13 protein-coding genes and 1 tRNA gene are annotated in these 12654 nt (G+C 70.3%); 7 read left to right on the top strand and 7 right to left on the bottom strand.

Going from position 1 to position 12654, the window contains the following annotated elements; genetic code table 11:
• The first annotated feature begins 190 nt into the window (after positions 1 to 190).
• A tRNA-Arg gene (locus A9O67_RS07105) sits at positions 191 to 265 on the top strand.
• Between the two features lie 31 nt (positions 266 to 296).
• Here the strand turns inward: A9O67_RS07105 and A9O67_RS07100 are convergent.
• Positions 297 to 1916, bottom strand: a complete 1620-nt coding sequence (locus A9O67_RS07100; RefSeq protein ID WP_068608802.1) for an ABC transporter permease — start codon at positions 1914 to 1916, stop codon at positions 297 to 299.
• Between the two features lie 120 nt (positions 1917 to 2036).
• Between A9O67_RS07100 and A9O67_RS07095 the strand changes: the two genes are divergently transcribed.
• The gene (locus A9O67_RS07095; protein ID WP_068609829.1) at positions 2037 to 3158 is read left to right on the top strand and encodes an ABC transporter ATP-binding protein; all 1122 of its coding nucleotides are present in this window, start codon (positions 2037 to 2039) and stop codon (positions 3156 to 3158) included.
• A gap of 22 nt (positions 3159 to 3180) precedes the next feature.
• Here A9O67_RS07095 and A9O67_RS07090 read toward each other — a convergent pair whose 3' ends face one another.
• From A9O67_RS07090 to A9O67_RS07070, 5 genes are all read right to left on the bottom strand, one after another.
• Positions 3181 to 3756 carry a hypothetical protein gene (locus A9O67_RS07090; protein WP_068608801.1) on the bottom strand — a complete coding sequence of 192 codons (576 nt, stop codon included), beginning with the start codon at positions 3754 to 3756 and terminating at the stop codon, positions 3181 to 3183.
• Positions 3743 to 4072 (bottom strand): hypothetical protein, encoded by a 330-nt coding sequence (locus A9O67_RS07085; protein WP_068608799.1) that lies wholly within the window; start codon positions 4070 to 4072, stop codon positions 3743 to 3745. The genes A9O67_RS07090 and A9O67_RS07085 overlap by 14 nt, the downstream gene beginning before the upstream one ends.
• Before the next feature lie 23 nt (positions 4073 to 4095).
• Positions 4096 to 4584 carry a copper chaperone PCu(A)C gene (locus A9O67_RS07080; RefSeq protein WP_068608797.1) on the bottom strand — a complete coding sequence of 163 codons (489 nt, stop codon included), beginning with the start codon at positions 4582 to 4584 and terminating at the stop codon, positions 4096 to 4098.
• 61 nt (positions 4585 to 4645) lie between these two features.
• Positions 4646 to 5278, bottom strand: coding sequence for an SCO family protein (locus tag A9O67_RS07075; RefSeq protein WP_068608795.1), 633 nt, complete (start codon positions 5276 to 5278; stop codon positions 4646 to 4648).
• Between the two features lie 120 nt (positions 5279 to 5398).
• The gene (locus A9O67_RS07070) at positions 5399 to 5788 is read right to left on the bottom strand and encodes a DUF2946 family protein (protein ID WP_068608793.1); all 390 of its coding nucleotides are present in this window, start codon (positions 5786 to 5788) and stop codon (positions 5399 to 5401) included.
• Between the two features lie 126 nt (positions 5789 to 5914).
• On the opposite strand from A9O67_RS07070, the gene A9O67_RS07065 reads away from it, so the two are divergent.
• From A9O67_RS07065 to A9O67_RS07045, 5 genes are all read left to right on the top strand, one after another.
• On the top strand, positions 5915 to 8209 hold the full coding sequence (locus tag A9O67_RS07065) for an NADP-dependent malic enzyme (RefSeq protein ID WP_068608791.1): 2295 nt from the start codon (positions 5915 to 5917) through the stop codon (positions 8207 to 8209).
• Between the two features lie 217 nt (positions 8210 to 8426).
• Positions 8427 to 9458 carry an ABC transporter substrate-binding protein gene (locus A9O67_RS07060; RefSeq protein WP_068608790.1) on the top strand — a complete coding sequence of 344 codons (1032 nt, stop codon included), beginning with the start codon at positions 8427 to 8429 and terminating at the stop codon, positions 9456 to 9458.
• Positions 9459 to 9465: 7 nt separating this feature from the next.
• Positions 9466 to 10305, top strand: a complete 840-nt coding sequence (locus A9O67_RS07055) for an ABC transporter ATP-binding protein (protein WP_068608788.1) — start codon at positions 9466 to 9468, stop codon at positions 10303 to 10305.
• Positions 10306 to 10310: 5 nt separating this feature from the next.
• Positions 10311 to 11078, top strand: coding sequence for an ABC transporter permease (locus tag A9O67_RS07050; protein ID WP_068608786.1), 768 nt, complete (start codon positions 10311 to 10313; stop codon positions 11076 to 11078).
• Positions 11079 to 11109: 31 nt separating this feature from the next.
• On the top strand, positions 11110 to 11940 hold the full coding sequence (locus A9O67_RS07045) for an urease accessory protein UreD (protein ID WP_068608784.1): 831 nt from the start codon (positions 11110 to 11112) through the stop codon (positions 11938 to 11940).
• A gap of 8 nt (positions 11941 to 11948) precedes the next feature.
• Here A9O67_RS07045 and urtE read toward each other — a convergent pair whose 3' ends face one another.
• The gene (urtE, locus tag A9O67_RS07040) at positions 11949 to 12653 is read right to left on the bottom strand and encodes an urea ABC transporter ATP-binding subunit UrtE (protein ID WP_068608783.1); all 705 of its coding nucleotides are present in this window, start codon (positions 12651 to 12653) and stop codon (positions 11949 to 11951) included.
• Position 12654 lies beyond the last annotated feature (1 nt).

Here is a 12654-nt window from a genome sequence, read left to right as displayed (position 1 = left end):
CAGGCCTTAACTTGGTCCGGGGACATCTTGGTGTAGACTGCCGGCCTTTGCGACGCGCCGCTTGCCTTCATACCAGATGATGCTGGCCATGTGCACTGCGACCGGTATCACTCGGTAGCAACCACCAACGCCAACATCACTGGTCATCGTGGGCCAACCTGAAGGCCCGACGTCAGAGCTTGCCGAATGTCCCGCCGTAGTTCAATGGATAGAACGGCCGCCTCCTAAGCGGCAAATCCAGGTTCGATTCCTGGCGGGGGGGCCAATGACGCTCAGCGCCCTATGGGCTGACCCCATCAGCACGCAGCCGCCTCTCCGCGGCGCAGGGCGCGGCTGAGCAGCACGACCGGGATCAAGCCCACCGCCACCAGCGCGAGTGCAGGCAAGGCGGCTTCGCCCAGGCGCTCGTCGCGGGCGAGCTGGTGCGCCACCACCGCCAGTGTGTCGCTGTTGAAGGGCCGCAGGACCAGCGTCGCGGGCAGTTCCTTCATCACATCGACGAACACCAGCAGCAGCGCGGCCAGCGTGGAGCGCCGCAGCAGCGGCCAGTGCACGCGCCACCACAGAGCGGCGCCCGCGACCCCGAGGGTGGCGGCGGCATCGTCCCAACTGGCGGGAATGCGGCTGTAGCCGCTCTGTACCGACTGCAGCGCCACTGCCGTGAAGCGCACCAAATACGCCCAGACGATGCCCAGCACCGTGGCCGTCACCCAGTAGGACACCGAGCTGTCCGGCCAACGGGCCTGTGCCCAGCCCACGGGCAGCAGCAGGCCGACCACGACCACGGCCCCCGGCACCGCATACCCAAGGCCCACCACACGCACCGTCCACCGGTTGAGCGCGCTGGGCGCTCGCCGCACCGCGTGGGCCAGCGCGAGGGCCGCCCCCGTGGCGAGCAGGGCACTGCCCCCCGCCAGCAGCAGGCTGTTGCGCGCCCACCCGACAAAGGCGTGCCAGGGCAACTCATCCCAACCCTGCACCAAGGGGCGCAGCATGAAGGCCACCGGCAGCACGAAACCAAACACGACGGGCAGGCCGCACACGGCCCAGGCCAGCACCACCTGCCGGCCCGTCAGCCGCGCGGGCTGTGCATCGGCCCCCTGCCGCTGGGCGCGCGGAGCGGAAAACCGCAACCGCCGTTGCGCCCGCCGCTCTGCCCAGAGCAGCAGGGCCACGGTGGCCAACAGCATTAGGGCAAGCTGCGCCGCGGCGGTGCGGTCATCCATCACCAGCCACGCCTTGTAGATGCCGGCGGTGAAGGTCTGCACGCCGAAGTAGCTGACCACCCCGTAATCGGCGAGCGTCTCCATCAGCGCCAGGGCGATGCCGGCCGCGATGGCCGGGCGCGCCAGGGGCAGCGCCACCTCGCGCACACGGCGGCCGAGCGGTGCGCCCAGCAGCCGCGCCGCCTCCAGCAGCTGGGGCGCGCGCTCCGCCAGCGCCGTGCGCGCCAGCAGATAGACGTAGGGGTAGAGGGTGAAGGTGAACACCCAGGCCGCGCCCCAGGGGTTGCGAATTTCGGGGAACAGCCGGCCCTGCCAGCCGAACGCCTCGCGCAAGGTGGTCTGCAGCGGCCCGGAAAACTGCAGAAAGTCCGTGTAGGCGTAGGCCACGACATACGCCGGCATGGCCAGCGGCAGCAGCAGCAGCCACTCGGCCGTGCGCCGTCCGGGAAAGTCGAACAGCGTCACTGCCACCGCCGTCACCGACCCGACCAGCCCCACCGCCACCGCCACGCCCAGGCACAGCCAAATACTGGTCCACACGTACCCGGGCAGCACCGTGGCCGCCATCTCGCGAAGGACACTGGCGGATGCGGCATCCCACGCCAGCGCCGCCACGACCAGGGCGATGACCGGCAAGGCCAGCGCGGCGGCAAACAGCGGCAGCCCCGCCTGCGCCAGCGTCCGGCCCACGGGCCAGCGGAGGCCCGGCCGACGGGGCTGGGCCTCCGCGGGATGCGGTGCCGGGGGGTTGGTGGGCGGGCTATCCATGAGCGGGCGCAAATGAGAATGCGCATTATCTACAATGCAGGCATGGACCTCGCCGTCACCCAGGTTTCCGTGCGGTACCCGCGCGCGCCCCAGCCCGCCGTCGATGGCGTCACCCTGGGCCTGCGCGCTGGCGATATCGGTGTGCTCATCGGGCCATCGGGCTGCGGCAAAACCACGCTGCTGCGGGCGGTGGCGGGGCTGGAGCGCATTGCCGGCGGCACCATTGCGCTGGGGGGCGAGGCGGTCAGCGGCGACGGCGTGCATGTGGCGCCGGAACACCGGCGCATCGGCATGGTGTTCCAGGACTATGCGCTGTTTCCGCACCTGGATGTGGAGCGCAACGTGGGCTTTGGCTTGGCCCACTGGGACGCCGGCCAGCGCCGCGCCCGGGTGGCCGAGGCGCTGCGTCTGGTTGGGCTGGAGGGCCAGCAGCGGCGCTATCCGCACGAACTCTCGGGCGGCCAGCAGCAGCGCGTGGCGCTGGCGCGGGCGTTGGCCCCGCAGCCGCGCCTGCTGTTGCTGGACGAGCCGTTCTCCAACCTGGATGTGGATCTGCGCGAGCGGCTGGCGCACGAGATCCGCAGCATCATCAAGGCTGCGGGCATCACGGCGCTCTTCGTCACGCACGACCAGATGGAGGCCTTCGCGATCGGGGACGTGATCGGCGTCATGCACCAAGGGCGGCTGCACCAATGGGACGACGCCTATGCGCTGTACCACCGGCCGGCCACGCGCTTCGTCGCGGAGTTCATCGGGCACGGCGTGTTTGCGCCGGCGCGCATCTTGACGCGGGGCCAGCAGGTGGTGGTGGAAACGCCCCTGGGCGAGCTGGAAGACGTGGCCGAGTGCCCTCTGCCCAGCGCCTTCCCCGACGGGCTGTGCGAGGTGCTGCTGCGCGCCGACGATGTGGTGCATGACGACGCCTCGCCGTTTCGGGCCGAGATCGTGCGCAAGGCCTTCCGCGGCGCGGAGTTCCTGTACACGCTGCGGCTGGCCGACGGCCAATTGCTGCAGGTGCACGTGCCGTCGCACCACGACCATGCGATCGGGGAGTGGATCGGCATCCGCGCCGCGGTGGACCACGTGGTCACGTTCGCTCGCGGCGCCGGGGCGGCCGCCCCGCCCGCGCCGGCGGGGCGCCAGCCGGCGCCCGAGCCGGTGTGACGGCTGAACGGACAGCGACAGGTCAGGCCGCCGCCAGCAGGCCAGCGGCGCCGGGTGCGGTCTGGGGCTCGCGCGGCAGCAGCTCGCCGAGCACGCGGCACACCGTCTCGTGCTTGGCGTCCACCAGCTCCGCCAGCACGCGCAGCGGCGGCAGGCGGCCACGCAGACCCGCGGGCCCACCGGCGTCGCCCAGCACATCGGGCCGGGCCAGCAGCCGCAGCAGCGAGGCCAGCCGCTGACGCACCGAGCCGGTGCGCAGCAGCGCCATCGCATGCGCCCGTTCGGGCTGTTGCAGCAGCGCCTCGGTCAGCCAACGGGCGCGCTCGCCGTCGTGGACGGGCTGCAGCGGCCCGCGCACCGTGACCGGGGTAATGGCCGTGGCGCGCCAGCCGTGTGTCTGCCCTGCCAGCGCGTCGAGGCCAAGCCAGTCGCCCGGCTCGGCCAACATCACCAGCAGCGGGCCGTCACGGCCAATGCGGTCCAGCCGAACCAACCCGCGTTCGACGCGCCAGGGTCCGCCGCGGCCGCCGACCTCGAACACGGTCTGCTGGGGGGCCAGCACCACCACGGGTGCCTGGGTCAGGTCACTGGATGCCATCGAGGTACCACTGGCGCACGCGCGCAAACTGTTCCGGCGACAGGGTCGAGCGCACGAAATCGACGCAGCGCCCGCGCGCCTGCAGGTGCTCCTGCTCGGCCTGCACGAGCTGCTGGCGCAGCTCGTCGCGGCGGGCGGCGGGTGCGCCGTCCAGGATGGCCAGCCGCAGCTCGCCACGCAGCTCGCGGATGCGCTGGGTCAGCGCGATGCGGCGCGGCATCGCCTCCTTGCGGAACTGCCCCAGCGCCTGGCGCTGCGCGGCGGTGGCGGCGCGGCGCGCCAGGGAACGTCGAGCAGTCAGAACGGAGGTTTGCATCGGGGTTGCTCCTCTTCGGTGTCTCAGTGCCGGTGGCCGCCCTGCGGTCCGGCGCCCATGGCGCCGGGCTGCGCGCCCAGCGCCATCACCTTGGCCTGCACCTCCTGGCGCACGCGCTGGCCGGCGGCGTTCTCGAACACCAGCGTCAGCGGCACCGTCTCGCCGCCGGCGAGCGGGCGCTTGAGGTCCATCAGCATCACGTGGTAGCCGCCGGGCTTGAGCTCCACCGGCCGGCCGGCCGGCAGCGCCAGCCCCGCAATGGCGCGCATGCGCATCACGTCGCCATCCATCGCCATCTCGTGGATCTCGACGACGCCGGCCACCGGCGACTCGCCGGCCACCAGGCGCATGGGCTCCGGTGCGGTCAGGCGCATGAAGGCGCCGGTGGCCTTCTGCTGCGCGACGGTGCCGCGCACCCAGGGCTCGTCGATCTTGACGGTCTGCGCCCAGGCGGCGGCGGTGAGGGCCAGCAGCGCGCCGGCGGCGGCGCTGCGGATCAGATTGCGGGACATGGTCGGGGCTCCTTTCGGGGGTGAAAACGGAAGAAGGGTTGCGACAGGCACGGCATGGACCTCAGGCGCCCTCGCGCAGCAGCCACGCGATGTCGTGCGCGTAGTCGTCGGCGGTCTGCTCGTGCTTGAGCACGATGCGCAGGCGGCCCTGCGCGTCGATCAGGTAGGTCTGCGCCGAGTGGTCCATGGTGTAGCCGCTGCCGGTGGGCACCTTGGCGTAGTACACCTTGAACTCGCGCGCGGCGGCGGCGATCTCCTCCGGCGTGCCGGTCAGCCCAAGGAAGGACGGGTGAAACGCCGCCATGTAGTCGCGCAGCAGCGCGGGGGTGTCGCGCTCCGGGTCGACGGTGACGAACAGCAGCTGCACGCGCCCGGCGTCGGGCCCCAGGCGCTGCATCACCTCCACCGCACGCGCCAGCGCCGTCGGGCAGACGTCCGGGCACTGCACGAAGCCGAAGTACAGCATCACCACCTTGCCGCGGAAGTCCCCCAGCGTGCGGCGCTGGCCGTGCTGGCCGGTCAGGGTGAGCGTCCGGCCGTACGGCGCGCCGGTGACGTCGATGCCGCGCAGCGCGGGGCGATCGGCACCGCGCTCGCAGCCGGCCAGCCACGGGGTGGCCGCGGCCGCCAGCGCGGCGGCGTCCAGGCCGAGCCAGCGGCGCCGGGGCGCCGCGGCGAAACGTTCGGGGTTCATCGCAAACCTGCCTCCTGGGCGTCGTGACACGGGGGGCGCGCCCTGCGCGCAGCGACGGGCTGCGGGCGGCCACGGCGGCGGCGCCGGGGCGGGCCACAACGGCCCGCGCGCGGCGCGGCGTCAGACGGACAGGAGCGGAGGGGCGTGCGGCTGCGGCCGCGACCATGCCTGGGGTGGCGCGGCCAGGCGGGCCGCGTGGGCGACGGGCGCCGAGGGGTCGGCAACAGGCGGCAGACCGGCGCGGGCTTCGGACGGTGGCAAACCCAGCCCGCCGTGCAGCAGGCACCAGTCGCACGCCATCGCGGCCGCGGCGCCCTCGTCCGGCGCGGCGTCGCCAGCCGCGTCCAGCGTCACCCAGGCCATGCCGGTGCTGGTGCAGATCTGCACCCGCTCGCCAGCATGCGGCTCGCCCGCCCACGCCCGGGCGAGCGTGGGCGCCAGCGCTGCCCACAGCAGCGCCAGAAGGGCCAGCACAAGCGGCCAGCGGCGGTGACGGACGATGGCGTTCACTGTTGACATTGTAGTGAGCATTGCCCGAACGTGTGCTCGTTACACTTGGCGCGTCACGCCGCACGACCGGGGGTGCCCCGGCGGGTGGCGCCACACCTTTTTTCGTCCCTTGCGCATCACGCCACCATGACGCCCGCCGAACAAGCCCTGCGCGACGCCGCGCTCGAATACCACCGCACCCCGACCCGGGGCAAAGTCTCCGTCACGCCGACCAAGGCGCTGTCCAACCAGCGCGACCTGAGCCTGGCCTACTCCCCCGGCGTGGCCTATCCGTGTCTGGAGATCGCGGCCGACCCCAACAAGGCCGCCGACTACACCAGCCGCGGCAACCTGGTCGGCGTGGTGACCAACGGCACGGCCGTGCTGGGCCTGGGCGACATCGGCCCGCTGGCCGGCAAGCCGGTGATGGAGGGCAAGGGCTGCCTGTTCAAAAAGTTTGCCGGCATCGATGTGTTCGACATCGAACTGGCCGAGAAGGACCCGGACAAGCTGGTCGAGATCATCGCCGCGCTGGAGCCGACGCTCGGCGGCGTAAATCTGGAGGACATCAAGGCGCCGGAGTGCTTCTACATCGAGCGCCAGTTGCGCGAGCGCATGAAGATCCCCGTGTTCCACGACGACCAGCACGGCACGGCGATCATCTCGGCGGCGGCGCTGATCAATGCGCTGGAGCTGGTGGGCAAGGCCATCGGCGACGTGCGCATCGCCGTCAGCGGCGCGGGGGCGGCCGCGATCGCGGTGCTGGATCTGTTCGTCGCGCTGGGGGCGCGGCCCGAGCACATGCTGGTGTGCGACTCCAAGGGCGTGATCCACGACCAGCGCGAGGACGCGCTGGCCGGCCGGCTGGACGAATCCAAGCGCCGCTACTGCCGCACGACGGCGGCGCGCACGCTGGCCGATGCGGTGCGCGGGGCCGACGTGTTCCTGGGCTGTTCGGCACCCGGGGTGCTGACGGCCGAGATGGTGCAGACCATGGCCGAGCGGCCGGTCATCCTGGCGCTGGCCAACCCCGAGCCGGAGATCCGCCCGGAGGTGGCCAAGGCGGCGCGGCCCGACTGCATCATCGCCACCGGGCGCAGTGACTACCCCAACCAGGTCAACAACGTCCTGTGCTTTCCGTACATCTTCCGCGGCGCGCTGGACTGCGGCGCCACCCGCATCACCGAAGCGATGAAGCTGGCCTGCGTGCACGAGATCGCGGCCCTGGCCAAGGCCGAGATCAGCGACGAGGTGGCCGCCGCCTACACCGGGCAGGAGTTGCAGTTCGGGCCGGACTACCTCATCCCCAAGCCGTTCGACACCCGGCTGATCCTGCGCATCGCCCCGGCGGTGGCGCAGGCGGCGGCGGAATCGGGCGTCGCTGCGCGCCCGATCGCCGACATCGAGGCCTACCGCGACAGCCTGCAGCGCTTCGTCTACCAGACCGGCATCCTGATGAAGCCGGTCTTCAACGCCGCCAAGGCCGTGGCGCCCAAGGCCCGCGTGGCCTATGCGGACGGCGAGGACGAACGCGCCCTGCGCGCAGCCCAGCTCGCGCTGGAGGAAGGCATCGCCCAGCCGATCCTGATCGGCCGCCCCGCGGTCATCGAGGCGCGCATCCGCAAAGCGGGACTGCACCTGCGCCTGGGCGTCGATGTGGAAAACGTCAACCCCGAGGACGACCCGCGCTTCCGCCAGTACTGGGAGGCCTACCACCAGTTGATGAAGCGCAACGGCGCCACGCCGGAGGTGGCCAAGGCCGCGGTGCGCCGCTCCAACACCATCATCGGCTCGCTGATGGTGCACCTGGGCGATGCAGACGCCCTCATCTGCGGGCTGGTGGGCACGTACACGACGCATCTGGAGCGCATCGACGCCATCCTGGGGCGGCGCCCCGGGGCTTCGCTCTACGCCGCGCTCAATGCGGTCAACACCGACCGCGGGCCGATCTTCATCACCGACACCTACGTCAACGAGGACCCCAGCGCCGAACAACTGGCCGAAATCGCCTGGATGGCCACGCAGGAGGTGCAGCGCTTTGGCATCGTGCCCAAGGTGGCGTTCCTGTCGCACTCCACTTTCGGCTCGTCCAAGCGCGCCAGCGCGCGCAAGATGCGCGCCGCGCGCGATCTGTTCGTCGCCGCGCACCCCGAGATCGAATGCGACGGCGAGCTGCACGGCGACGCCGCGCTGGAGCCGGAGATTCGCGGGCGCTTCCTGTCCGACTCGACGCTCTCGGGCAGCGCCAACCTGCTGGTCTGCCCCAACCTGGACGCGGCCAACATCCTCTACAACGTCATGAAGACCACTACCAGCGGCGGCGTGACGGTGGGGCCGATCCTGATGGGCGTCAACGGCACGGCCTATGTGCTGACGCCGGCGGCCACCGTGCGCCGCGTGCTGAACATGACGGCCGTCGCAGCGGCGCGGGTGCGGGGCTGACGCGCGGCAGGCTCGCTCGTACGCCGCACCAACATGGCGCAGGATGCCGCTCCGTGGGGCGGCATCCTCGGGTTTGCCCGGATTCTGTATACAACAATGTGTTCAAAAATGAGGGCTCCGGCGGGCTTGGGGCTGGCACCGTTTTTGCAGCGTTGTGCGCGTGCTGGCGCGCCACTGCCGCCGGCACGCTCCCGCCTCCACCGCTTCCGGAGTCACCATGCACAAGCGCCACTTTCTGAAGACGACCGCTGCCCTGGCCATCGCCGCCGCCACCGCCAGCACCGCCCACGCCCAGAACAAGCCGGTCAAGTTTCAGCTCGACTGGCGCTTTGAAGGTCCGGCGGCCCTGTTTTTGCACCCGGCCAGCAAGGGTTACTTCCGCGATGCCGGGCTGGATGTGAGCATCGACGCCGGCAATGGCTCGGCCGGCACCGTAACCCGCGTCGCCTCGGGCACCTACGACATGGGTCTGGCGGACATGGCCGCGCTGATGGAGTTCCACGCCAACAACCCCGACGCGCCCAACAAGCCTGTGGCCGTCATGATGGTCTACAACAACACCCCGGCGGCGGTGCTGGCGCTCAAGAAGTCCGGCATCCGCGCGCCCAAGGATCTGAGCGGCAAGAAGCTGGGGGCGCCCGTCTTCGATGCCGGCCGCAAGGCCTGGCCCATCTTCGAAAAGGCCAACGGCGTGGGGCCCGTGACCTGGACGTCGATGGACCCGCCCCTGCGCGAAACCATGCTGGTGCGCGGCGACATCGACGCCATCACGGGGTTTTCGTTCACCTCGCTGCTCAACCTGGAAGCGCGCGGCGTCAAGACCGACGAGATCGTGGTCATGCCCTACGCCCAGTACGGCGTCAAGCTGTATGGCAATGCCATCATCGCCCATCCGCGGCTGCTGCGCGAGAACCCCAACGCCGTGCGCGCCTTCCTGGCGGCGTTTGCCAAAGGGGCGGGCGAAGTGATGGCCAATCCGGCGCAGGGCATCCAGGCGGTCAAGGAGCGCGACGGCATCATCAACACCGATCTGGAGCTGCGCCGCCTGCGCCTGGCGATCGATTCGGTCGTCGCCAGCCCCGATGCCCGCGCGGAGGGCTTTGGCCGTGTCAACGCCGGCCGTCTGGCGCTCATGGCCAGCCAGATTTCCGACGCTTACCAGACCAAGACCCGTGTGGACGTGAGCAAGGTGTGGGACGGCTCGTTCCTGCCCGACGCCGCGATGCTGAACGTGCTGCCCAAGCGGTGATCGCGCGATGGCCCCGCACGCCACCCCGCAACCAGACGCCCCCTTCGTCGAATTCGACGGCGTGTGGCTGGCCTACAACCAGACTCTGCTGGACAAGGGGCAGTTTGCCGTCGAGGACATACACCTGCAGGTGCGCCGCGGCGAGTTCATCGCCATCGTCGGGCCATCGGGCTGCGGCAAGTCCACGTTCATGAAGCTGACCACGGGTCTCAAGCGCCCTTCGCGCGGCACCATCCGCGTCGACGGGCAGCCCGTGGACGGGCCGCTGAAGATCTCTGGCATGGCGTTTCAGGCGCCCTCGCTGCTGCCCTGGCGCACCACGCTGGACAACGTGCTGCTGCCGCTGGAGATCGTGGAGCCGTTTCGCAGCCAGTTCAAGGACCGGCGGCGCGAGTTCGAGGAGCGCGCAAAGCGATTGCTCGCCTCCGTGGGCCTGGCGGGCTACGAGCGCAAGTTCCCCTGGGAGCTGTCGGGCGGCATGCAGCAGCGCGCCAGCATCTGCCGCGCGCTCATCCACGAGCCCAAAATGCTGCTGCTCGACGAGCCGTTCGGGGCGCTGGACGCCTTCACCCGCGAGGAGCTGTGGTGCACCCTGCGCGATCTGTGGGAAGCGCAGCGCTTCAACGTCATCCTCGTCACGCACGACCTGCGCGAATCCGTCTTTCTGGCCGACACGGTGTACTGCATGAGCAAAAGCCCCGGGCGCTTCGTCGTGCGGCGCGACATCCCGATCCCGCGCACGCGCGATCTGGAGGTCACCTACACACCCGAGTTCACCGACATCGTGCACGAGCTGCGCGGCCACATCGGTGCCATGCGCAAGACCGGCGCCCCCCTGCAGCAGTAACCGCCATGTCCCGCAAAACCCTGGAACGGCTCTCGCCCCTGATATTGCTGGTCGTACTGATCGCCCTGTGGGAGGCGATCACGCGCGGCTTTGGCGTGTCGGAGTTCATTTTTCCGAGCCCCTCGCGCATCTGGGAGCAGACGGTCGAACACCACACGGTGATTCTGGGCCACGCCTGGCGCACGTTCTGGGTGACCATGGCGGGCTTTGGCATCGCCATCGTGGTCGGTGTGCTGCTCGGCTTTCTGATGGGCTCCTCGCGCCTGGCCTACGCGGCCCTCTATCCGCTGATGACGGCATTCAACGCCCTGCCGAAGGCGGCCTTCGTGCCGATTCTGGTGGTGTGGTTTGGCATCGGCGTGGGGCCGGCGATCCTGACGGCTTTTTTGATCAGCTTCTTCCCCATCATGGTCAACATCGCCACCGGGCTGGCCACGCTGGAGCCGGAGCTGGAGGACGTGCTGCGCGTGCTCGGCGCCCGGCGCTGGGACGTGCTGACCAAGGTGGGGCTGCCACGATCGCTGCCGTATTTTTTTGGTTCGCTCAAGGTCGCCATCACGCTGGCCTTCGTGGGCACCACGGTGTCCGAGATGACGGCGGCCAACGAGGGCATCGGCTACCTGCTGATCTCGGCCGGCTCGTCGATGCAGATGGGGCTGGCCTTCTCTGGGCTGCTGGTGGTGGGCATCATGGCCATGGCGATGTACGAGCTGTTCAGCCTGATCGAAAAAAACACCACCGGCTGGGCCCACCGCGGCAGTCAGGCCGCCTGAGCCGCGTGCCGCCCCGCACGCCCGCCGCACCATGCCCTGGGACGCCCACCTGCATCTGCACTACCAGCGGCGAGGCGACACCACGGTGGCCCACCACCGCCACCACGGTCCGCTGCGCCTGTTCCACAGTCTGTATCCGGAAGGCCCGGGCATCTGCCACAACGTGATCGTCCACCCCCCCGGCGGGCTGGTGGAAGGCGACACGCTGCACGTGGCGGTGCAGGCGGACGCGGGCACGCATGGCCTTGTCTCCACGCCAGGGGCGACGCGTTTTTACCGCTCCGATGGCGAGCCGGCCACCCAGCGGGTGCACATTCGGCTGGAGCCCGGCGCACGGCTGGAATGGGTGCCGCTGGAGACCATCGCCTACCCCGGCTGCCAGGCCCGCAATGCGCTGGACGTGCAACTGGCGGCAGGGTCCGAATGGCTGGCCTGGGACGTGACGGCGCTGGGGCTGCCGGGCTCCGGCCAGCCCTTCGACCGCGGCTGCCTGCACCAGCGCCTGTGCATCGAGGGCCATTGGCTGGAGCAAGGCCGGTTGGACGCCGCGGATGCGCGCCTGCTCGACAGCCCGGTGGGGCTGGGCGGCCACCGCTGCCTGGGCACGCTGGTGCTGGCCAGCGGCACGCCATGGAGCCGCGAGCGGCGGGAGCGCCTGCTGGATGCGGTGCGCGCCGTCCTGCCCGACGGGCTCAACCCACTGCCGGCCGGCGCCACCTGCCCCAACGACCATGTGCTGGTGCTGCGGGTGCTGGGCCCGCTGGTCGAGCCGGTGATGGCCCTGGTGCAGCAAGGCTGGTCGGCGCTGCGGCAGGCGGCGTGGGGCCTGCCGGGGCAGCCGGTGCGGATTTGGCGGGTTTGAGGCGATCTTCAGATCGCCACGAGTTGGCGGATACCGCGGGCTTGCATCTCGGCGCCTGGCCCGCTGGCCACCACCTCGCCGCGCTCCATCACCAGATACTGGTCGGCCAGTTCTTCGGCGAAGTCGTAATATTGCTCAACCAGCAATACGGCCATGGGTTGGCCATCGAGCCCCTCGCGGGCCAGCTTTTTGAGCACTCGGCCGATGTCTTTGATGATGTTGGGCTGAATGCCTTCGGTCGGCTCGTCGAGCACCAGAAGTCGGGGGCTTGACGCCAAGGCGCGGGCGATGGCCAATTGCTGCTGCTGCCCGCCGGAGAGGTCGCCCCCACGGCGATTCAACATTTGCTCGAGCACCGGAAACAACTCGAAGAGTTGTGGGGCCAACGGGGTTCCGGCCTTCTTCGTGGCCTGGCCCATGAGCAGGTTCTCGTGCACGGTCAGGCGGGCGAAGATTTCCCGCCCCTGCGGCACATAGCCAATACCGGCGCGGGCGCGCTCGTACGGGCTGGCCTGGGTGATCGCCACGCCGTCCAGCAGGATCTGGCCGCTGCGCACCGGCACCAGGCCCATCAAGGCCTTGAGCAGCGTGGTTTTGCCCACGCCGTTGCGGCCCAGGACCACGGTAATCTCGCCCGCTCGGGCCTGCAGACTGACCCCACGCAGGATGTGCGAGCCGCCGTAGTACTGGTGGATCCGGTCGATTTGCAACATC

The organism is Tepidimonas fonticaldi, from assembly GCF_001675355.1.
Taxonomy (GTDB): Bacteria; Pseudomonadota; Gammaproteobacteria; order Burkholderiales; family Burkholderiaceae_C; genus Tepidimonas; species Tepidimonas fonticaldi.
Note: the sequence above shows the minus strand (reverse complement) of the source record. Positions and strands in the feature narration are given on the sequence as shown.